The organism is Streptomyces sp. Go-475 (assembly GCF_003330845.1).
Taxonomy (GTDB): Bacteria; Actinomycetota; Actinomycetes; order Streptomycetales; family Streptomycetaceae; genus Streptomyces.
Window position 1 is genome coordinate 8,209,020 of the sequence record NZ_CP026121.1, and the last position, 21,833, is coordinate 8,230,852.

Genomic DNA, 21,833 nt, shown 5'->3' on the forward strand with positions numbered 1-21,833 from the left:
GTCACGCCTCGCCCACGAGGATCACCTCCAGCGTGCGCGGGCCGTGCACCCCCTCGACCCGGTCCAGCTCGATGTCGCTGGTCGCCGAAGGACCGGAGATCCAGGTCAACGGGCGTACCGGATCGAGGCGTTCCAGGGCCTGCGGCACGGACGACACGACCTGGTCCGGGACCCGGACGACGCAGACGTGATGGTCCGGGACGAGGGTGATCCGGCGCCGCCCCTGGTCGGGGGAGCCGTCCAGCACGATCGTCCCGGTCTCCGCGATCGCGACCGCACAGGCCGTCACGACACTGTCCACCCGGTCGAGTTCGGCCGGGGTGCTCTCCGCCCGGTCCGCCACCCGCGTCACCCCGGTCGCCGCCAGCCAGCCCTCGTCCAGCCCGGGCGGCACCAGCACCGAGGCCGCCCCGCGCTTCTCCAGCAGCCCCGCGATCAGCCCGGGCAGCCCCGCGCTGTCGGTGCGGTGCACGATCGCCCGGTAGTCCGCCAGGTTCTCGGCGAGCAGCTCCACCGTCTCGGCGACCGTCCGCCGCCCGTGCTCACGCAGGTAGTCCCGCGCGATCGGCGTCTCGTCGGCGGGCACGTCCGCGAGGGCGCGCCGCACCCGCCCCAGGATCCGCTCCCTGCTGTTCACTTCGCCCCGTCCTTTCCGCCGCGCGTGCGCTGCCACCAGTCCCGGAACGGCTCGGCCGGCACCGGTGGCAGGTCCCGGGTCCCGCTCCACGCCCTGCCCGGGCCGGGCAGCGTACGGGGATGGAAGCGCCGGGTCCGGGAGGCGGCGCGCTGTCCGGTGCGCAGCGCGCCCGGGTGTGTGAACGCCCAGCGCGCCGCGCGCATCGCGGCCCGCTCGGCGGCGTGTCCCTTCGCGGGCCGCAGCACGACCCGGTTGCCCTCCCGGGTCACCTCACCGCCCTCCACGACCCGTTCCCGCAGGTGCACCAGCACCTCGGGGATGTCGATGGCCACCGGGCACACCTCGTAGCACGCCCCGCACAGCGAGGACGCGTACGGCAGCGAGGCGTCGATCTCGCTGCCCGTGCCCCGCAGTTGGGGGCTGAGGATCGCGCCGATCGGGCCGGGATAGACCGAGCCGTAGGCGTGGCCGCCGGCCCGCTCGTACACCGGGCACACGTTCAGGCACGCCGAGCAGCGGATGCAGCGCAGGGCCTGCCGGCCGACCTCGTCGGCGAGGGTGTCGGTGCGGCCGTTGTCCAGCAGCACCAGGTGGAAGGTGCTCGGCCCGTCGCCGTCGGTCGTGCCGGTCCAGGTCGACGTGTACGGGTTCATGCGCTCGGCCGTCGAGGAGCGGGGGAGGGTCTGCAGGAACACCTCCAGGTCCCGCCAGGTCGGCACGATCTTCTCGATGCCGACGACCGAGATCAGCGTCTCGGGCAGGGTGAGGCACATCCGCCCGTTGCCCTCGGACTCCACGACCACGAGCGTGCCCGTCTCGGCGACCATGAAGTTGGCGCCGGAGATTCCGACCTCGGCCCGCAGGAACTTCTCCCGCAGGTGCAGCCGGGCGGCTTCGGCGAGTTCGGCCGGCGTGTCGGTCAGGCCCTCGGGAGCGGGGCGGCCCCACTCGCTCATCTCCTGGGTGAAGATGTCCCGGATCTCGCCCCGGTTGCGGTGGATGGCCGGCACCAGGATGTGCGAGGGCCGGTCCTTGCCCAACTGGACGATCAGCTCGGCGAGATCCGTCTCGTAGGCGCGGATGCCCTCGGCCTCCAGCGCCTCGTTGAGCCCGATCTCCTGCGTGGCCATCGACTTGACCTTGACGACCTCCGACTCGCCGGTCATCTTCACGAGCTGGGTGACGATCTCGTTGGCCTCGGCCGCGTCGGCGGCCCAGTGGACGATGCCGCCGGCCGCTGTCACCGCCTCCTCCAACTGCTCCAGGTAGCGGTCGAGATGGCGCAGTGTGTGGTCCTTGATCCGCTTGCCCGCCTCGCGCAGCTCGGCCCAGTCGGACACCTCCGACACGGCCTTGGCCCGCTTGGCGCGGATGGTGTGCGTGGCGTGCCGCAGATTGCCGCGCAGGGTCGCGTTGCCGACCGCCTCCCGCGCGGCCTCCGGGAACGCCGGCATCCCGACGAACGTTCCGCTCATACGGCCGGTTCCTCCTCCGTGCTCGCCAGGATCTCCGCGATGTGCACCGGCCGCATGCCGGTCCGCAGCCGGGCCATCGTGCCGCCGATGTGCATCAGGCAGGAGTTGTCGGCCGCGCACAGCACCTCGGCGCCCGTCGACTCGGCGTTGCGCACCTTGTCCGCGCCCATCGCCGCCGAGACGTCGGAGTTCTTCAGCGCGAACGTGCCGCCGAACCCGCAGCACTCCTCCGCGCCCGGCAGCTCGACCAGCTCCAGCCCCTTCACCGCCCGCAGCAGCCGCAGGGGCCGCTCGCCGAGCCCGAGCCCGCGCAGGCCGTGGCAGGTCGGGTGGTAGGTCACCGTGTGCGGGTAGTACGCCCCGACGTCCGTCACGCCCAGCACGTCCACGAGGAACTCGGTGAGTTCGTACGTCTTCGGCACCACCGGCGCCAGCGTGGCCGCGAGGGTGTCCCCGCGGCCCTCGGCCCGGGCCCGCTCACCCATGCGCGGATACAGCTCCCGCACCATCGCCCCGCACGACCCGGACGGCGTCACGATCGCCTCGTACCCGCCGAAGACATCGGAGAAGTGCCGGGCGAGCGGCTCGGCCTCATGGCGGTACCCGGTGTTGTAGTGCGCCTGCCCACAGCAGGTCTGCGCCATCGGGAAGTCGACCTCGACGCCCAGCCTGGTCAGCAGTTTCACCACAGCGCGCCCGGTGTCCGGATACAGCGTGTCGTTGACGCAGGTCAGGAACAGGGCGACACGCATCGCGGCTCCTTGGGGTTGATCATCGGATGAGTGCAGGGTAGTCCGGGCGTACGGCCGGCGGGAGACCCCGTCAGTCCCCGGCGAGCCGGGCCTGCGCGGCACGCCACCGCTCGGTCCCGCCGCGCGGCTCGTACCGCGTGAGCGGCTGGGTGCGGACGAGCAGCTCCCGCATGCCCGCGAGGTCCCCGACCAGACCGTGCGCCCGGGCCTGCACGAGCACGTTGCCGAGGGCGGCCGCCTCGGTCGGCCCGGCCACCACCGGCAGCCCGCAGGCGTCGGCGGTCAGCTGGCACAGCAGCGCGTTGCGCGTGCCGCCGCCCACCACGTGCACGACGTCGACCGTCTGCCCGGCGAGCCGCTGTGCGTCCTGCACGGCCCTGCGGTGCGCGAGGGCGAGCGAGTCGAGGATGCAACGCGTCACCTCGGCCGGCGACCGCGGCACCGGCTGCCCCGAGACCCGGCAGGCCTCGGCGATCCGCTCGGGCATGCGCCCGGGCGCGAGGAACGCCGCGTCGCCCGCGTCGACCACCGACCGCAGCGCCTGCACCTTGGACGCCTCCAGCAGCAGCCCGCCCAGGTCCGGGTCGCCCCAGGCCCGCACGCACTCCTGGAGCAGCCACAGCCCCATGATGTTGCGCAGGTAGCGGACCGTGCCGTCGAGCCCCAGCTCGTTGGTGAAGTTGGCCGCCCGGCTCTCCTCGGTGAGCACCGGCGCGTCCAGCTCCAGTCCGGCCAGGGACCAGGTGCCGGTGCAGATGTAGGCGAACCGCTCACCCGTCGCGGGCACGGCGGCGACGGCCGACGCGGTGTCGTGCGACCCGACGGCCGTCACCGGCACCGGACCGGCCAGCCCGGTCTCCTCCAGCACCTCCGGCCGCAGCAGCCCCGCGGGATCACCGGGCAGCCGCAGCGGCGCGAACAGCCCGAGGTCGATCCCCAGGCGCTCCGCGACGCCGTACGCCCAGTCCCGGGTGCGCGGGTCGATGAGCTGGGTGGTCGAGGCGTTGGTCAGCTCGGTGCCCTGCTCGCCGGTGAGCCAGTACGTCAGCAGGTCCGGCATCAGCAACAGCCGCCGCGCCTGGGCGAGCTGGGCCGTCGACCGGGCCGCCGTCAGCTGGTACAGGGTGTTGAAGGGCGCGTACTGCAACCCGGTCGCGGCGTACAGCTCCTGGGCGGGCACGGTCGCCCACACCTTCTCCGCGACGCCCTCGGTCCGCGCGTCCCGGTAGTGCACGGGGTTGCCGAGCAGCGCCCCGTCCGCGTCGAGCAGCCCGTAGTCGACGGCCCAGCTGTCGATGCCGACGGAGTCCACCTGCCCGGCCGCCTTCAGCCCGTCGAGCACGCCCGCGTACAGCCCGAGCACGTCCCAGCGCAGCCCCTCCGGCAGGCGCACCGGCCGGTTCGGGAAGCGGTGGACCTCGCTCAGCTCCAGCGAGTCCGGGCCGACGCGGCCGACCATGACGCGCCCGCTGGACGCGCCGAGGTCGACCGCGGCGTACGACTTCACGGCCGCGCTCACCGCAGGAAGGCGGCCGCGACGCCCGCGTCGACGGGGATGTGCAGACCGGTCGTGTGCGTGAGATCCCCGCCGGTCAGCGCGAACACGGCGTTGGCGACATGCTCGGGCAGCACCTCGCGCTTGAGGATCGTCCGCTGGGCGTAGAACTCGCCCAGCTTCTCCTCCTCGACCCCGTACACGGCGGCCCGCTTGGCGCCCCACCCGCCGGCGAAGATCCCCGATCCGCGCACGACACCGTCGGGGTTGATCCCGTTGACCCGGATCCCGTGCTCGCCCAGCTCGGCGGCGAGGAGCCGCACCTGGTGGGCCTGGTCGGCCTTGGTGGCCGAGTAGGCGATGTTGTTCGGCCCGGCGAACACGGCGTTCTTCGAGGCGATGTAGACGATGTCACCGCCCAGCTCCTGGGCGATCATCACCCGGGCCGCCTCCCGCGACACCAGGAACGAGCCGCGCGCCATGATGTCGTGCTGGAGGTCCCAGTCCTTGGCGGAGGTCTCCAGCAGCGGCTTGGAGATCGAGATGCCCGCGTTGTTGACGACGAGGTCGACACCGCCGAAGGCCAGCACGGCCGCCCGGAACGCCTCGGCGATCTGCTCCTCGGACGTCACGTCCACGGTCACGGCGACGGCCTTGTCGGGACCGCCCAGCTCCTCGGCGACCGCCTCGGCGTTCTCCGTGTTGAGGTCGGCGACGACCACACACGCCCCCTCGGCCACGAGCCGGTGCGCGATGGCCTTGCCGATCCCACTCCCGGCGCCGGTCACCAGCGCGACCCGGGTCGCCAGCGCCTTGGGCTTCGGCAACCGCTGGAGCTTGGCCTCCTCCAGCGCCCAGTACTCGATGCGGAACTTCTCGGACTCCTCGATCGGCGCGTAGGAGGAGACGGCCTCGGCGCCGCGCATCACGTTGATGGCGTTGACGTAGAACTCGCCGGCGACCCGGGCGGTCTGCTTGTCCTTGCCGAACGAGAACATGCCGATCCCCGGGATCAGCACGATCGCCGGGTCGGCACCGCGCATGGCGGGGGAGTCGGGCTCGGCGTGCCGCCGGTAGTAGGCGGCGTACTCCTCGCGGTACTCGGCGTGCAGTTCCTTGAGCCGGGCGACGGCCTCGTCGAGCGGGGCGGTCGGCGGCAGGTCGAGGACCAGCGGCCGCACCTTGGTCCGCAGGAAGTGGTCCGGGCAGGAGGTGCCGAGGGCGGCGAGCCGCGGGTGCTCGGCGCTCGCGAGGAAGTCGAGCACCACTTCGGAGTCGTTGAAGTGCCCGACCTGGGGGCGGTCCTTCGAGGCGAGGGCGCGCACGTACGGCGCGAGGGCGGCGGCCCGCTCCCGCCGCTCGGCGGCGCCCAGCGCGGCGTACCCCTCGATCACCGGCCCGAAGGGCTCGGGCTTCCCGCGCTCGGCGAGGAACTTCTCGGCGGTCCGGATGATGTGCAGCGAGTTCCGCTCGCACTCCTCGGAGGTGTCACCCCAGGCGGTGATGCCGTGCCCACCGAGAATGCACCCGATGGCCTGCGGATGAGCGGCCTTCACGGCGGCGATGTCCAGCCCCAGCTGGAAGCCCGGCCGCCGCCACGGCACCCACACCACACTGTCCCCGAAGCACTCGGCGGTCAGCTTCTCCCCGTCGGCGGCGCAGGCGAGCGCGATCCCCGAGTCCGGGTGCAGATGATCGACGTGCGCGGCCTCGACCAGCCCGTGCATGGCGGTGTCGATGGACGGGGCGGCCCCGCCCTTGCCGTGCAGGCAGTAGTCGAACGCGGCGACCATCTCGTCCTCGCGCTCGACCCCCGGGTACACCTCGACGAGCGCCCGCATCCGGTCCAGCCGCAACACGGCCAGCCCCGCCTCGGTCAGCGTCCCGAGATCACCGCCGGAGCCCTTGACCCACATCAGCTCGACGTCCCCGCCGGTGACGGGGTCGGTCCCGGTGCCCTTGGCGGAGGCGTTGCCCCCCGCGTAGTTCGTGTTCCGCGGATCGGCCCCGAGCCGGTGCGACCGGCCGAGCAGAGCGTCAGCTTCGGGATGAACAGCCATCAACAGTTCCTTTTCAAGAGGGAGGGGGTGAGATGCCTTCTTTTCAGGGGCGCGGGGAACCGCGCGATCAACCACACACAACCCGCGCCCCGCAGATCACAGAACTCGGCAGACGCCTACGCACCCCACCCCGCCTGCTGCCCGCCCACCCGCTCGGCAACGATCTTCTCGGCCCACCCGGACCGCCGGTACGCGGCGAGAGGCTCGGGGTCCAACCCCATCTCCTCCCGCACCTCCCGCAGCAACGGCCGCACATCCGTGTTGTACGCGTCCATCAGCACGGCATTGGCCTCCAGCACGTCCCCCGCCCGCTGCGCCGCACCCAACGCGTCCCCGTCGACCAGCAGCGCCTTCGCCGTGGCCTCCTGCACGTTCATCACCGACCGGATGATCGCCGGGATCTTCGCCTCGATGTTGTGGCACTGGTCGAGCATGAACGCGACCTCGGGCGAGAACCCCCCGCCCCGGACCACCTCGTACATGATCCGGAACAGCTGGAACGGATCCGCGGCGCCCACCATCAGGTCGTCGTCCGCGTAGAACCGCGAGTTGAAGTCGAACCCGCCGAGCTTGCCCTCCCGCAGCAGCGTCGCCACGATGAACTCGATGTTGGTCCCCGGCGCGTGATGCCCCGTGTCGACGACGACCTGCGCCTTCGGCCCGAGCTTCAGACAGTGGGCGTACGCCGTCCCCCAGTCCGGCACGTCCGTCGTGTAGAAGGCCGGCTCGAAGAACTTGTACTCCAGCAGAATGCGCTGCCCGTCACCGAGCCGCTCGTACACCTCGGCCAGCCCTTCGGCCAGCCGGTCCTGCCGCGCCCGGATGTCGTCCTGCCCGGGATAGTTCGTCCCGTCGGCGAACCACAGCTTCAGGTCCGTGGACCCGGTGGCGTCCATGATGTCGACGCACTCCAGCAGATGGTCCACGGCCTTGCGCCGCACCGCCGCGTCCGGGTGGCAGATGCTGCCGAGCTTGTAGTCGTCGTCCTGGAACGTGTTGGAGTTGATCGCGCCGAGCTTCACCCCGCGGTCCTCGGCGTGCTTCGCCAGCGCCGCGTAGTCGTCGACCTTGTCCCACGGGATGTGCAGCGCGACCGTCGGGGCGACCCCGGTGAACTCGTGCACCTTCGCCGCGTCGTCCAGCTTCTCCTGCGGCGTGCGTGGAACGCCCGCTTGCGCGAACACCTTGAACCGCGTGCCGGAGTTCCCGTACGCCCACGACGGCGTCTCGACGGCCTGTGTCTTGAGAGCGGCCTTCGCCGCGGCGAGCTCGGTCACGTCAGAACTCCTGAGACATCGGGTCGCCACGACCACGCGTGACCACCACTGAATGAAACGATTCAGGACGCGAAGTTATGGGCCCCCCGAAGGGGTGTCAACCCCTCCGGCCAAGACAGTTTCCCGTGACCAGCGCGTGACCTTCTGGCTTCGAAACTTTTTCGACCGGAACCCATTGACGTGACATGCGCGGCCCGCCTAACGTCCCGGCAACCCAGTTGAAACCTTTCACGACGCCCACGACGCCGAGAGGCGCTCCCGCCGGCGTCGTCGAGGAGCCCCCAATGACCCACCCGTCCACCACGGGTCCGGCCCCGGTTCTGGCACTGAAGGACGTCTCCAAGTCCTTCGGCGCGGTCCGCGCCCTGCGGGACGTCTCCCTGGAGCTGTTCCCCGGGGAGGTGCACGCCCTGGCCGGAGAGAACGGCGCCGGCAAGTCGACCCTCATCAAGACACTCGCCGGAGTGCACCGGCCGGACGCCGGCCAGGTGCTGCTCGACGGCGCGCCCGTGGCCTTCCACGGCCCCGGCGACGCCCGCGACGCCGGCATCGCCGTGATCTACCAGGAGCCCACGCTCTTCCCCGACCTGTCGATCGCCGAGAACATCTACATGGGCCGCCAGCCGCGGCGCGCGCTCGGCCGGATCGACCACAAGGCCACGCACAACGCGACCGCCGAGCTGATGAAGCGCCTCGGTGTCGAACTCGACCCCGACCGCCCCGCGCGCGGCCTGTCCATCGCCGACCAGCAGATCGTCGAGATCGCCAAGGCCCTCTCCTTCGACGCCCGCGTCCTGATCATGGACGAGCCGACCGCCGCCCTCACCGGCAGCGAGGTCGCCCGCCTCTTCGGCGTCGTCCGCACCCTGCGCGAACAGGGCGCCGCCGTGCTGTTCATCTCCCACCGGCTGGAGGAGATCTTCGAGATCTGCCAGCGGGTCACCACCCTGCGCGACGGCGCCTGGATCGCCAGCGAGCCCCTGGACGGCATGACCGAGGACGACCTCGTGCGCCGCATGGTCGGCCGCGACCTCGACGAGCTGTACCCCAAGCAGGAGGTCGAGCCGGGCGAGGTCGCCCTGAGCGTGCGGCGGCTGACCCGCGAGGGCGTCTTCACCGACGTCTCCTTCGAGGTACGGCACGGCGAGATCGTCGGCCTGGCCGGACTCGTCGGCGCCGGGCGCACGGAGGTCGCCCGGGCGATCTTCGGCATCGACCGCTGGGACGCCGGTGAGGTCTCCGTCCAGGGCAAGACCCTGGTCAACGGCGCGCCCTCCACCGCCATGGCCGCCGGACTCGCCCTGGTCCCCGAGGACCGGCGCGCCCAGGGCCTGGTGATGGACATGTCCATCGAGCGGAACATCGGCCTCACCGGACTCCGCACCACCGTGAAGGCCGGGCTCATGGACCGCGGCGCCGAGCGCAGCCGCTCCCTCGACTGGGCCGTCAAGCTCCAGGTGAAGTACGCCCGCATCGCCGACACGGTCAACACGCTCTCCGGCGGCAACCAGCAGAAGGTCGTGCTCGCCAAGTGGCTCGCCACCGGCCCCAGGGTGCTGATCGTCGACGAACCGACCCGCGGCATCGACGTCGGCACCAAGGCCGAGGTGCACCGGCTGCTGTCCCAGCTGGCCGCCGACGGCGTGGCCGTCCTGATGATCTCCTCCGACCTGCCCGAGATCCTCGGCATGGCCGACCGCGTGCTGGTGATGCACGAGGGCCGCCTCACCGCCGAGATCCCGCGCTCCGACGCCACCGAGGAAACCGTGATGGCCGCAGCCACCGGGAGGGCCGCCGCATGACGGTCGTGACCCCGCAGAAGGCCCCCGTGGCCGACGTGCCCAAGTCGAGCGGCACACGGCTCGTCGACCGCGTCTTCAAGATGCGCGAACTGGCCATCCTGGTCGTCTTCCTGGTGATGATCGGCGTCACCCAGGCCGGCAACAGCGAGTTCCTGTCCGAGCAGGGCATCAAGGACCTGCTGCTGAACGCGACGATCCTCGTCCTGGTCGCCACCGGCCAGTCCCTCGTCGTCATCACCCGCAACGTCGACCTGTCCGTCGGCTCCACGCTCGGCATCAGCGCCTTCGCCGCCGGCACCTACCTCCAGGGCGGCGGCAACCCGGTCGTCGCGATCGCCCTGGCCGTGCTGCTCGGCATCGGCTTCGGACTGCTCAACGGGCTGCTCGTCAGTCTCGGCCAGGTGCCCGCGCTCGTGGTCACCCTCGGCACGCTGTACATCATCCGCGGCATCGACTCCATCTGGGTCGGCTCCCGCCAGATCACCGCGGCCGACCTGCCCGGCGGGTTCGTCGACTTCGGCTCCGGCGGCATCTCGGCGGTGCCGTACCTGGCGCTGATCGCCCTGGCGGTCCTCGTCGCCACCGCCTACTACCTCAAGCACTTCGGCAGCGGCCGCGAACTGTACGCGCTCGGCTCCAACCCGGAGGCCGCCCGCCTCGCCGGCATTCCCGTGCGCAAGCGGATCCTCGCCGCGTACACCTTCTGCGGCGCCCTCGCCGGACTCGCCGGCGCGATGTACCTCGCCCGGTTCGGCAACGTCGACTCCGGCACCGGCAACGGCTACGAACTGACCGTCGTCAGCGCGGTCGTGGTCGGCGGCGTCGTCTTCACCGGCGGCTCCGGCAGCGTCTACGGCGCGGCCCTCGGCGCGCTGCTGCTGACCTCCATCAACAGCGTGCTGCCCGCCCTCGGCGTCAGCTCCGTCTGGGTGCTCGCCATCAACGGCATCCTGCTCATCCTCGCCATCGCGGTCGACCGGATCGTCGCGCTGCGCGTGGCCTCCGCCCTGAAGAAGAGGAACGCCCGCCATGGCTGACATCTCCCTGAGCCGAGCGGTCCGCTGGGACACGGTGGTCGGCGCCCTGCTGATCGTGGTGCTGCTGTTCTCGTTCGGTTTCGTCGACGGGTTCGGCAACGCGCTCAACCTGTCGTTCCTGATCGGCAACACGCTGCCGATCGCGCTGATCGCGCTGCCGATGACCCTGCTGGTCGTCTCCGGCGAGATCGACCTGTCGGTGGCCTCCACGGCCGGTCTGTCCGGAGCCGTGATGGGCGCCCTGTGGAACCAGGGCATGGCCATCGAGACGATCATCCCGATCTGCCTGCTGCTGGGCGTGGTGTGCGGGCTGGTCAACGGCCTGCTGGTGACCAAACTGGGGCTGCCGTCGCTGGCCGTCACCATCGGCACGCTGGCCGCGTACCGGGGCATCGCGCAGATCGTGCTCGGCTCGGACGCGGTGACCGACTTCCCGACGCAGTACCTGGACTTCGCGGCCGGGCGCATCGGGGACACCTTCATCCCGTACGCGTTCCTGCCGTTCCTCGTCCTGCTCGCCATCGCCGTGGTCGCGCTGCACGCCACGCCGTTCGGGCGGTCGCTGTTCGCGATCGGGGCGAGCGAGGAGGCGGCCCGCTTCGCCGGGATCCGGGTCAAGCGGCAGAAGCTGATCCTGTTCACGCTGACCGGTCTGATGGCCTCGCTGACCGGGATCTTCTGGGCGCTGCACTACGCCAGCGCCCGCTACGACAACGCCACGGGTCTGGAACTCTCCGTCGTGGCGGCCGTGTTGCTCGGCGGTATCGACTTCGACGGCGGCAAGGGCACGCTGGGCGGCGCGATCGCCGGCGTGTTCCTCCTCGGGGCGCTGCAGAACGTGATGAGCCTCCAGGACGTCTCCGCGCAGTCGCAGATCGTCGTCACCGGCGTCCTGCTCGTTCTGTCCGTGCTCGGCCCCCGGGTCGTACGGCAGATCTCCACGGCGAGGGCGGGCCGCAGAGCCGCCTCGACTCCCACCTCATAACCCAGCCCTTCCTCGTAAAGGACCACAGCCATGCGCAAGACGACCCTCCGCCGCAGCTGCGCGGCGCTCGCCACCGCCACCTCCCTCGCCCTGGCGCTCACCGCCTGTGGCGGCGGCACCACCAAGAAGGACGTCGCCAACGAGGGCGGGTCCGCCGCCACCGCCGGCAAGGCCGACCCGAACGCCGAGCTGAAGAAGGGGCTGACCGTCGGCTTCCTGCCGAAGCAGGTCAACAACCCGTACTTCACCACCGCCGACAAGGGCGGCGAGAAGGCCCTGGCCGAACTGGGCTCGAAGTACAAGGAGGTCGGGCCGTCCAGCGCGACCGACACCGCCGGGCAGGTCTCCTACGTCAACACGCTCACCCAGCAGCAGGTCGACGCGATGGCCGTGTCCGCCCAGGACCCGGGCGCCCTGTGCACCGCGCTCAAGCAGGCCATGAAGAACGGCATCAAGGTCGTCACCTACGACTCCGACACCACCCCCGACTGCCGCAACGCCTTCGTCTCGCAGGCCTCCGCCGAGGACCTGGGCCGCACCGAGGTGCAGCTGCTCGCCAAGCAGATCGGCTACAAGGGCGAGATCGCGATCCTGTCGGCCGCGCAGACCGCGACGAACCAGAACACCTGGATCGACTTCATGAAGGACGAGCTGAAGAAGCCCGAGTACAAGAACATGAAGCTGGTGAAGGTCGCGTACGGCAACGACGACGCCCAGCAGTCCTTCCAGCAGACCCAGGGCCTGCTCCAGGAGTACCCGAACCTGAAGGGGATCATCTCCCCGACCACCGTCGGCATCAAGGCCGCCGCCCAGTACCTGTCGGGCTCCAAGTACAAGGGCAAGGTCAAGCTGACGGGCCTCGGCACCCCGAACGACATGCGCAAGTACGTCAAGAACGGCACCGTCGAGGCGTTCGAGCTGTGGGACCCGGCGAAGCTCGGCGAGCTGGCCGCGCGGACGGCCGTCGCGCTGTCCTCGGGGCAGATCACCGGCAAGGAGGGCGAGACCTTCAAGGCCGGCTCCATGGGCGAGTACACGATCGGCAAGGACGGCGTGATCAGCCTCGGCAAGCCGACCGTGTTCGACGCCAAGAACATCGACCAGTTCAACTTCTAGTCCCCGGAGGACTGTTGATGCAGCGCGTGTGCTTCCTGCTGAAGGTCCGGGCGGACCGCCTCGACGAGTACCGCGAGCGGCACGCCGCCGTGTGGCCCGAGATGCTCGACGCCCTGAAGGCGACCGGCTGGCACAACTACTCGCTCTTCCTGCGCGAGGACGGACTGCTCGTCGGCTACCTCGAGACCGAGGACTTCGCCGCGGCCCAGGCCCGCATGGAAGCCACCGACGTCAACGCCCGCTGGCAGGCGGAGATGGCGCCGTTCTTCGAGTCGCTGGACGGCGCCCGACCCGACGAGGCCATGAAACCGCTCACGGAAGTGTTCCACCTCGCCTGAACGATGGAGTTCATGAGATGCACAGACGTACGTTGCTGGCCGCCGCCCTCGCGGGTGCGGTGGTGACCCCCGCCCTGGCCTCCGGCACCGCCCGGGCCGCCGACCCCGGCCCCTCGGTCACCCGGACCGGCACCACCACGCTCGACAACCAGGCCCTCTTCTTCGTGTCGTACGACGGGCTGGTCAACAACAACTCGTTCCAGAAGAACGGCCTGCTGACCTACAAGGGCTACCAGTACGCCGTCTGGTACACCGCCGACCGCAACGCCGTCGTCGGCCGCCGCCCCCTCGGGGCGAGCACCTGGGCGACCGTGAAGGTCGGCCACACCCTGCGCTACAACGACTCCCACAACGTCATCTCCATGGGCGTCTCCCGGGTCGACGGCCGGCTGCACCTCAACATGGACTCCCACAGCGACGGCTTCACCTACGTCAAGTCCGTCGCCGGGCTGATGGACAACCCGGCGGGGCTGAGCTGGACCGCCAGCCGCTTCGGCGCGCCCCAGTCGACGCTCGACGGCCTCGCACTGACCTCGCAGTTCACCTACCCCCAGTTCATCGCCACGCCGGAGGGCAGGCTCCAGCTCAGCTACCGCGTCGCCGTCTCCGGCAACGGCCGCAACGCCCTCGCCGAGTACGACGGCACCCGGTGGACCAACCTGGGGGAGTGGTCCAGCTCCACCGGCACGTACACCAGCGAGCACGGCTCCTCGACCGCCCGCAACATGTACCTGCACGGCATCGACTACGACCGGAACGGCCGGCTGCACTCCTTCTTCACCTGGCGCGAGCAGAACGGCGCCGTGATGTGCAGCAGCGGCGGCATCACCAACCACGACACCGGCTACGTCTACTCCGACGACCGCGGCCGCACCTGGCGCAACAACGCCGGCACCGTCGTCGGCACCACCGGCGGCTCCGACAAGGTCTCCGTGACCGACGCCGGCCTGGTCGTCGACCCGCTCAACCCGGACCACTCCCTGATGAACCAGGAGAGCCAGTTCACCGACTCCGCGGGCCGGCCGCACGCGATCATCTCCTACGTGCCCGGCCGCTTCGGCCAGTGCACCACGAACTACGTGGCCGACCGCACCGCCAACGGACGCGCCTTCCACGTCCGCAAGAACGCCTCGGGCACCTGGCAGAAGACCGAGATACCGGTCCCGCTGGGCTCCAGCCAGCGCACCAAGCTGATCCTGGACAAGTACGACAACGCCTACGCGATCTTCCCCTTCGGGCGGATCGCCGCCGCCTCGGCGGCCTCCGGGCACACCGACTGGAAGATCCTCTTCGACGGCAGCGGTCTCAACGCCTTCGGCGAGGTCGTCATCGACGAGACCCGGGTCGCGCAGGACGGCGTGCTGTCCTTCATGTACCAGGAGAAGTCCAGCGGCACGACGCCCTCGGCGCTGCGCGTCGTCGACTTCCGGCTGCCCGCCTGACCGCGACCGGTTCCCGGGGCGGCGTGCCGGTAATGTGAAGCCGCCCCGGCCGCCGCCCCCACGCCGCCCCCTCGTCTCCCTCTGGAGGTCCCTGCCCGATGGCCCAGTCGGTGGGTATCAAGGACGTCGCCCGCGCCGCCGGAGTCTCCGTCGGCACGGTGTCGAACGTGATCAACCGCCCGGACACGGTCGCCACCGAGACCCGGGCCCGCGTGCTGTCCGCGATAGACCGGCTCGGCTACGTCCGCAGCGAGTCCGCGCGCCAGCTGCGCGCCGGCCGCAGCCGCATCATGGGGCTGCTCGTCCTCGACATGGGCAACCCCTTCTTCGTCGACGTCGCGCGCGGCGCCGAGCGCGCCGCCCGCCAGGCCGGGCTCGGCGTGATGGTCTGCAACAGCGCCCAGAACCCCGGCGAGGAGGCCGAGTACCTGTCGCTCTTCGCCGAGCAGCGCGTACGGGGCGTGCTGCTCACCCCGGCCGACGCGACCGGCCGCAACATCGAGGCGTTCCGCCGGCACGGCATCCCGTTCGTCCTGGTCGACCGCGTCGCCGAGGGCACCACCGAGTGCTCCGTCTCCGTCGACGACGTGGCGGGCGGCGCCCTCGCGGTCCGCCACCTCGTCGACGCCGGGCACCGCTCCCTGGCCTACGTCAGCGGCCCGCCCGGCCTCAACCAGGTCCGCGACCGGCGCACCGGCGCCCTCGAAGCGCTCGCCGAGGCCGGGCTCGGCCCCGACGCCCTGCGCGAGCTGCCCACCGAGCGGCTGGACGTCGCCGCCGGCCGGGACGCCGGGGCCCGTCTCCTCGGCCTCGCCGACCGGCCCACCGCCGTGTTCTGCGCCAACGACCTGCTCGCCCTCGGCGTGCTCCAGGCCATGTACGCGGCCGGGGTGCGCGTCCCCGACGACCTCGCCATCGTCGGCTACGACGACATCGAGTTCGCGGCCGCCGCGGCCGTCCCGCTCACCTCCGTACGGCAGCCCGCCGTCACCATGGGCGCCATGGCCGCCGACCTGCTCCTGGAGGAGACGGAGGAGGAGGGCACCGCGCGCCCGCACGAGCACCGGCGGGTCGTCCTCCAGCCCGAACTGGTGGTCCGCCGCTCCAGCCTGGCCGCCCGCTGACCCTGAACCGCCGTTCAGCACGACGTCATGATCCGAAGCGCCTCCGCCCGGACGTGCCCTGTGATGAACTGGGACGCGGTCCGACCATCCGCCCGTCCCGGGAGCCCCGTTGACGCTCAGCTACCGCCAGCCCGGAGTCGTCCTCACCGACCGCCGCTTCACCGCCCCCCTCGATCACGACCACCCCGGGGGCGAGACGATCGAGCTGTACGCCCGCGAGGTCGTCGCGACCGACAAGGCGCACCAGGACCTGCCGTGGCTGCTCTACCTCCAGGGCGGGCCCGGCTTCGGCGCGGACCGCTCCGTCGGCCGGCCCGGCTGGCTGGGCCGGGCCCTGAAGGAGTACCGCGTCCTCCTCCTCGACCAGCGCGGCACCGGCCACTCCACGCCCGCCACCCGCCAGACGCTCCCGCTGCGCGGCGGCCCCGCCGAACAGGCCGACTACCTCACGCACTTCCGCGCCGACTCCATCGTCCGCGACTGCGAGGCCATCCGCGCCGAGGTCACCGGCGGCGCGCCCTGGACCGTCCTCGGCCAGAGCTTCGGCGGCTTCTGCCTGACCACCTACCTGTCCCTCGCGCCCGAGGGCCTGGCCACCGCCGTCATCACCGGCGGACTGCCTTCCCTGGACGCCCACGCGGACGACGTCTACCGGGCCGCCTTCCCGCGCGTCGAACGCAAGGTCACCGCCCACTACGCCCGCTACCCGCAGGACGTCGAGCGCGCCCGCCGGATCGCCGACCACCTCCTCACGCACGACGTGGTCCTGCCGAACGGCTACCGGCTCACCGCCGAGGCATTCCAGTCCCTGGGCATCGTCCTCGGCACCGGCGACGGCACCCACCGCCTCCACTACCTCCTGGAGGACGCCTTCGTCCGCACCCCGAACGGCCACACCCTCTCCGACGCCTTCCAGGAGCAGGTGCAGGGCATGCTGTCCTACGCCCGCCACCCGCTGTACGCCCTGATCCACGAGTCGATCTACGGCCAGGACGACCGGCCCACCGCCTGGTCGGCCGAGCGGGTCCGCGCCGAGTTCCCGCGGTTCGACGCCGCCAAGGCCCTCGCGGGCGACGAGCCGCTGCTGTTCACCGGCGAATCGATCCACCCCTGGATGTTCGACTGCGACCCCGCCCTGCGCCCCCTGCGCGAGACCGCCGACCTGCTCGCCGCCCGCACCGACTGGACGCCGCTGTACGACCCGGCCCGGCTCGCCGCCAACCAGGTGCCGGTCGTCGCGGCCGTCTACCACGACGACATGTACGTCGACACGGCCCATTCCCTGCGCACCGCCCGCACCATCCGCGGGCTGCGCACCTGGATCACGGACGAGTTCGAACACGACGGCATCCGCACCGGCGGCCCCCGGGTCCTCGACCGGCTCCTGGCGATGGCGCGGGACGAGGCGTGAGCCGGGCGGCGGGGACTAATCTGCGGACATGACCGAGCCGACGAGCACTCAACTCCGCCCCATGCCGGCCGACTGGCGGCGCGCCCTCGCGGTCGTGGCGCACCCCGACGACCTCGAGTACGGCTGCTCCGCGGCGATCGCGGCCTGGACCGACGAGGGCCGCGAGATCGCCTACGTCCTCGCCACCCGCGGCGAGGCGGGCATCGACACGCTCGCACCCGAGCAGTGCGGCCCGCTGCGCGAGCGGGAGCAGCGGGCGAGCGCGGCGGTGGTCGGCGTGACCGAGGTGGAGTTCCTCGACCACAAGGACGGCGTCATCGAGTACGGCACCGCCCTGCGCCGCGACATCGCCGCCGCGATCCGCCGCCACCGGCCCGAGCTGGTCATCACGCTCAACCACCGCGACACCTGGGGCGGCGTCGCCTGGAACACCCCGGACCACGTCGCCGTCGGCCGGGCCACCCTCGACGCGGCCGGCGACGCCGGCAACCGCTGGATCTTCCCGGAACTCGTCGAGCAGGGCCTCGAACCCTGGGACGGCGTGCGCTGGATCGCCGTCGCCGGCTCCAGCACCCCCACGCACGCCGTGGACGCGACGCCCGGACTGGAGCGCGCGGTGCGGTCCCTGCTCGAACACCGCACCTACATCGAGGCGCTGACCGATGAGGACCCGGAGGCGTACGTCCGCGACTTCCTGACGCACCACGCCGAGACGACGGGGGAGCGGTTCGGGGGCCGGCCCGCGGTGGCGTTCGAAGTGTTCGGCAGATGACGCGGACGACGGGGGAGACCATGACAGGCAGCGAGGAACTGGCCGGCCGGTTCGAGGAGCACCGGGGGCGGCTGAGGGCGGTCGCGTACCGCATGCTCGGCTCACTGGCGGATGCGGAGGACGCCGTCCAGGAGACCTGGCTGAAGCTCAGCCGCACCGACCCGGACGACATCCAGAACCTCGGCGGCTGGCTGACCACCGTGACCGGCCGGGTCTGCCTGGACCTGCTGCGCTCACGCGCCGCCCGCCGCGAGGATCCGCTGGGCGACACGCACGACACCTGGGACACGTTCGTCCCGGACCCCGTGCTCCGCCCCCTGTCCCACATCGACCCGGCCGAGGAGGTGCTCCAGGCCGACTCCGTGGGCCTGGCGCTGCTCGTCGTGCTGGAGAACCTGGCGCCGGACGAGCGGCTCGCGTTCGTGCTGCACGACATGTTCGCCGTGCCGTTCGACGACATCGCGCCGATCGTGGAACGCGGCCCGGCCGCGACCCGGCAGCTGGCGAGCCGGGCCCGGCGCCGGGTGCGTGGCGCCACCCCGGCGACGGAACCGGACCTCGGCCGGCAGAAGGAGGTTCTCGACGCCTTCCTGGCCGCCTCGCGCGGCGGGGACTTCGAGGCGCTGCTCGCACTCCTGCACCCGGACGTGGTGCTGCGGGCCGACTCGGGCGAACTGGTGCGCGGCGCGGCCGTGTCCAAGCTCGTCCAGGGGGCGAAGGCGGTGGCGGAGCAGGCGCTCATGTTCGCCCGGTTCGCCCAGTCCGCGGAGCTGGTCCTGGTCAACGGCTCGGTCGGGGTCGTCAACGCGCCCGGGGGACGCGTGCAGTCGGTCATGGGCGTCACGATCGTCGACGGCCGGATCACCGGGATGTACATCCTGGCCGACCCCGAGCGTCTGGAGCGCCTCGAGCGCGTGGAGGCGCCACCGGCTCATCGGTGAGTTGTCGTTCCGTATGCTGAACGCCATGCGAGATCACCACGCCGCGCGAGCGGAACTGCGCGGCGACTGTGCCCGGTGCTTCGGCCTCTGCTGCGTCGCCCTGCCGTTCACGGCCTCGGCCGACTTCGCGGTCGACAAGGCCGCCGGCACACCCTGCCGCGACCTCCAGGACGACCACCGCTGCGGCATCCACGCCAAGCTGAGGCAGAAAGGTTTCACCGGCTGCACGGTCTACGACTGCTTCGGCGCCGGGCAGCGGGTCTCGCAGGTCACCTTCGGCGGGCAGGACTGGCGGACGGGGACGCCCGGCCACTCCCGCCGCATGTTCGACGTGTTCCCGGTCGTCCGGCAGCTGCACGAGCTGCTCTGGTACCTCACCGAGGCGCTCGCCCTGCCGGCGGCCCGCCTCGTCCACGCCGAGCTGCGCGAGGCCCTGGAGAAGACGGAGGGCCTGACCGGCGGGACCCCCGAGGAGCTCGCCGAACTGGATGTGGCCGCCCACCGCCAGGAGGTCAACGTCCTGCTGCTGAGGACCAGCGAGCTGGTCCGGGCCGGCATCAAGGGGCGCAAGAAGGACCGTCGGGGCGCGGACCTCATCGGCGCCCGCCTCAAGGGCGCCGACCTGCGCGGCGCCAGCCTCCGCGGCGCCTACCTCATCGCCGCCGACCTCACCGGCGCGGACCTCAGGGACGCCGACTTCATCGGCGCCGACCTGCGCGACGCGGACCTCACCGACGCCGACCTGACCGGGGCGTTCTTCCTCACCCAGCCGCAGCTCAACGCGGCGCGTGGCAGCGCCGGTACCCGGCTGCCGGAGTCAGTCACCCACCCCGGGCACTGGACAGCGCGGCTCTGAGACCGGCCGGTTCCCGGGTCAGGCACTTGCCACGGGTTCTGGACGGCGTGCGGCTCTGAGGCTGATCGGTTCCCACCGTCAGGCATCCGCCCCGGGTACGGGACAGCGCGGCTCCGGGGCCGGTGCGGGCACCGGCGTCCGGTGTTCCGGGTGGAGGCGCAGCCCCTCCGGCATCAGCGTCAGTCGCTCCGTCACGCGCAGCCGGTAGGCCGGATCGGGCCGCAGCTCGTAGCGGCGCAGCAGCAGGCCGAGCACCAGCGTCGCCTCGTGCAGCGCGAACTGGCGCCCGATGCACGCCCGCGCCCCCGTCCCGAACGGCTTGAAGGTGTGCGGCGCCCGGGTCCGTACGACCCCCGCCTCGAAGCGGTCCGGGTCGAACCGCTCGGCGTCCGCGCCCCACACCTCGGGGTCCCGGTGCAGCATCGGCGTCAGCACCAGCGCCCACGCCCCGCGCCGCATCGGGTGCTCTCCGGCCAGCACGGTGTCCTCCCGGGCCTCCCGGGCGAAGGCGGGCGCGGTGGGCCACAGCCGCAGTGACTCGTCCAGCACCCGGCGCACGTAGCGCAGCCGGGCCACCTGCTCGTAGGCCGGCTCCGCCGTGTCTCCCCAGACGCGGTCCACCTCGGCGCGGGCCCGGGCCGCGACCTCGGGGTGGCGGGAGAGGTAGTGCAGGGCGAAGGACAGCGCGCCGGACGTCGTCTCGTGGCCGGCGACCAGGAAGGTGATGACCTGGCGGCGCACGTTCCGGTCCGCCAGCCGCTTCCCGGTCTCGGGGTGGGCCGTCTCCAGCATCCGGTCGAGCAGGTCCCCGTCCCCGCCGCCCCCGGCGCGCCGGGCCCGGACCAGCTCGTCGACCGTGCGGTTGAGGTAGGCGATGTCGGCCGCGTTGCGCCGGCTCGCGCTCCGCAGCAGCAGCGGGGCCAGCGGGAACGGCACGGTGTTGAGCCGCTGCGCGTAGGTCAGCGTGCCGACCATCGCGGTCACGAAGGGGTGCGGCCGGGAGCGTTCGAACGAGCCGAAGTCGTGCCCGAAACCGGTCCGCGCGATCGTCTCCAGCGTCAGCTTGGTCATGTCGCCCGGCACGTTCACCGCCCGGCCCGCCGCGGCCGCCCGGTCCCAGTGCTCCGTGAGCTGCCGCGCGACGGCCAGCATCATCGGGTGGTAACCCGCCATGGCCTCCCGGCTGAACCCGGGGGCGAGCACGTCGTGCGCCAGCTGCCAGTTCGGCTCGTGGTTGTACGCCGTGAACAGGCCGTCCCCGGCCACGGGGCGCAGATTGGCGATGCCGAGCCCCACGTGCTTGGCGAACCGCGACTCGTCCGCGAGGTCGGCCGCGTGCCGGGCACCCCAGACGAAGACGAACTCCTTGCCGAAGGCCTTCCGCCGGAAGACCGGCCCGAGTCGCCGGGCGTACCGGAGCGAGTCCTGCAGCGGAGTGCGCCGGTTCACGCCCACCACGTCACCGAGCAGCGGGATCCGGTGCGGCGGATGCGGAATGCGGTCCAGCTCCGGCCAGCCCAGCTCGGCACTCCGGAACCCCTTGGGCACCCCGTCCCGTGTCGGCGCCTGGGTCATCGCGATCTCCCTTGATCCAGCGGCGGGTTCGCACGTGTCGCCCGTGTGTTGTACGTGGGTTCAATAGCGTGCTTCAGTCTGGTCCCGTTGTTGAACCGGCGTCAAGTAAAGTGCGGGCATGGCCGCGAACCAGGCCGGGCGCACCCGCCGCCGGCTCAGCACCGAGGAGCGCCGCGAGCAACTGCTGGCGGTCGGGGCGCGGCTGTTCTCCGAGAGTCCGTACGACGACGTGTGGATCGAGCAGGTCGCCGAGATCGCCGGGGTGTCGCGCGGGCTGCTGTACCACTACTTCCCGACCAAGCGGGACTTCTTCGCGGCGGTCGTCGAGCGCGAGAGCGAGCGGATGCTGCGCATGACGGCGGCGGTTCCCGGCGTCCCGGTGCGCGAGCAGCTCGCGGACGGTCTCGACACGTTCCTGGGGTACGTCCGGGAGCACGCGCACGGCTACCGGGCCTTCCACCGCGCCGACGCGGCCGGGGACCAGGCGGTGCGCCGGGTGTACCAGCGGGCCCTGGCCGCGCAGGAGCGGCAGATCCTCGCGGCGCTGGCCGCCGACCCCGAGTTCGGTCCCGCCTTCGAGGAGCGGCCCGAGGTGCGGCTCGCCGTGCGCGGCTGGCTGGCGTTCACCACGGCCGTCTGCCTGGAGTGGCTGCGCGGCGCGGAGTTGGGCCGGGATCAGGTGCGCGAGCTGTGCGCGCGCGCCCTGCTGGGCGTTCTCACTCCCTGAAAGGTCTCGCA

General features: G+C 71.8%; 19 protein-coding genes. 12 read left to right on the top strand and 7 right to left on the bottom strand.

Translation table 11 applies throughout. The features are described from left to right. Position 1: 1 nt before the first annotated feature. The 6 genes from C1703_RS37195 to rhaI form a co-directional block, all read right to left on the bottom strand. Positions 2-637, bottom strand: a complete 636-nt coding sequence (locus C1703_RS37195; protein ID WP_114256956.1) for a lactate utilization protein C — start codon at positions 635-637, stop codon at positions 2-4. Then, positions 634-2,112, bottom strand: a complete 1,479-nt coding sequence (locus tag C1703_RS37200; protein ID WP_114256957.1) for a LutB/LldF family L-lactate oxidation iron-sulfur protein — start codon at positions 2,110-2,112, stop codon at positions 634-636. Before C1703_RS37200 ends, C1703_RS37195 begins: the two co-directional genes overlap by 4 nt. Then, positions 2,109-2,864: a (Fe-S)-binding protein gene (locus C1703_RS37205; RefSeq protein WP_114256958.1), complete on the bottom strand. Its 756-nt coding sequence runs from the start codon at positions 2,862-2,864 to the stop codon at positions 2,109-2,111. The genes C1703_RS37200 and C1703_RS37205 overlap by 4 nt, the downstream gene beginning before the upstream one ends. Before the next feature lie 70 nt (positions 2,865-2,934). Further along, on the bottom strand, positions 2,935-4,383 hold the full coding sequence (locus tag C1703_RS37210) for a rhamnulokinase family protein (RefSeq protein WP_114256959.1): 1,449 nt from the start codon (positions 4,381-4,383) through the stop codon (positions 2,935-2,937). Continuing rightward, positions 4,380-6,419 (bottom strand): bifunctional aldolase/short-chain dehydrogenase, encoded by a 2,040-nt coding sequence (locus tag C1703_RS37215; protein WP_114256960.1) that lies wholly within the window; start codon positions 6,417-6,419, stop codon positions 4,380-4,382. The genes C1703_RS37210 and C1703_RS37215 overlap by 4 nt, the downstream gene beginning before the upstream one ends. A gap of 116 nt (positions 6,420-6,535) precedes the next feature. Continuing rightward, positions 6,536-7,696 carry an L-rhamnose isomerase gene (gene rhaI, locus C1703_RS37220; protein ID WP_114256961.1) on the bottom strand — a complete coding sequence of 387 codons (1,161 nt, stop codon included), beginning with the start codon at positions 7,694-7,696 and terminating at the stop codon, positions 6,536-6,538. A 284-nt stretch (positions 7,697-7,980) separates the two neighbouring features. Here rhaI and C1703_RS37225 point away from each other — a divergent pair, with 284 nt between their 5' ends. The 11 genes from C1703_RS37225 (at position 7,981) to C1703_RS37275 (ending at position 19,520) form a co-directional block, all read left to right on the top strand. After that, positions 7,981-9,498: a sugar ABC transporter ATP-binding protein gene (locus C1703_RS37225; protein ID WP_114256962.1), complete on the top strand. Its 1,518-nt coding sequence runs from the start codon at positions 7,981-7,983 to the stop codon at positions 9,496-9,498. Beyond that, a complete protein-coding gene (locus C1703_RS37230) occupies positions 9,495-10,535 on the top strand; it encodes an ABC transporter permease (protein ID WP_114256963.1) in 1,041 nt (346 codons plus the stop codon). The genes C1703_RS37225 and C1703_RS37230 overlap by 4 nt, the downstream gene beginning before the upstream one ends. Beyond that, entirely contained in the window at positions 10,528-11,520 is a 993-nt protein-coding gene (locus C1703_RS37235; RefSeq protein ID WP_114256964.1) for an ABC transporter permease, read from the top strand. The genes C1703_RS37230 and C1703_RS37235 overlap by 8 nt, the downstream gene beginning before the upstream one ends. A 30-nt stretch (positions 11,521-11,550) precedes the next feature. Beyond that, positions 11,551-12,636, top strand: coding sequence for a rhamnose ABC transporter substrate-binding protein (gene rhaS / locus C1703_RS37240; RefSeq protein WP_114256965.1), 1,086 nt, complete (start codon positions 11,551-11,553; stop codon positions 12,634-12,636). 17 nt (positions 12,637-12,653) lie between these two features. After that, entirely contained in the window at positions 12,654-12,974 is a 321-nt protein-coding gene (locus tag C1703_RS37245; protein WP_114256966.1) for an L-rhamnose mutarotase, read from the top strand. Between the two features lie 17 nt (positions 12,975-12,991). Then, positions 12,992-14,416, top strand: a complete 1,425-nt coding sequence (locus tag C1703_RS37250; protein ID WP_114256967.1) for a BNR repeat-containing protein — start codon at positions 12,992-12,994, stop codon at positions 14,414-14,416. A 98-nt stretch (positions 14,417-14,514) separates the two neighbouring features. Next, entirely contained in the window at positions 14,515-15,540 is a 1,026-nt protein-coding gene (locus C1703_RS37255; RefSeq protein WP_037764268.1) for a LacI family DNA-binding transcriptional regulator, read from the top strand. 109 nt (positions 15,541-15,649) lie between these two features. Then, positions 15,650-16,951: an alpha/beta fold hydrolase gene (locus tag C1703_RS37260; RefSeq protein WP_114256968.1), complete on the top strand. Its 1,302-nt coding sequence runs from the start codon at positions 15,650-15,652 to the stop codon at positions 16,949-16,951. A 28-nt stretch (positions 16,952-16,979) separates the two neighbouring features. Next, the gene (locus C1703_RS37265) at positions 16,980-17,723 is read left to right on the top strand and encodes a PIG-L deacetylase family protein (RefSeq protein WP_114256969.1); all 744 of its coding nucleotides are present in this window, start codon (positions 16,980-16,982) and stop codon (positions 17,721-17,723) included. Between the two features lie 20 nt (positions 17,724-17,743). Further along, positions 17,744-18,664 (top strand): RNA polymerase sigma factor SigJ, encoded by a 921-nt coding sequence (gene sigJ / locus C1703_RS37270; protein WP_114256970.1) that lies wholly within the window; start codon positions 17,744-17,746, stop codon positions 18,662-18,664. A gap of 13 nt (positions 18,665-18,677) precedes the next feature. After that, positions 18,678-19,520, top strand: coding sequence for a pentapeptide repeat-containing protein (locus C1703_RS37275; protein WP_198678381.1), 843 nt, complete (start codon positions 18,678-18,680; stop codon positions 19,518-19,520). A gap of 78 nt (positions 19,521-19,598) precedes the next feature. On the opposite strand, the gene C1703_RS37280 is transcribed toward C1703_RS37275, so the two are convergent. After that, positions 19,599-21,095, bottom strand: a complete 1,497-nt coding sequence (locus C1703_RS37280) for a cytochrome P450 (RefSeq protein ID WP_198678382.1) — start codon at positions 21,093-21,095, stop codon at positions 19,599-19,601. A 118-nt stretch (positions 21,096-21,213) separates the two neighbouring features. Here C1703_RS37280 and C1703_RS37285 point away from each other — a divergent pair, with 118 nt between their 5' ends. Beyond that, positions 21,214-21,822 carry a TetR/AcrR family transcriptional regulator gene (locus C1703_RS37285; RefSeq protein ID WP_114256972.1) on the top strand — a complete coding sequence of 203 codons (609 nt, stop codon included), beginning with the start codon at positions 21,214-21,216 and terminating at the stop codon, positions 21,820-21,822. Positions 21,823-21,833 lie beyond the last annotated feature (11 nt).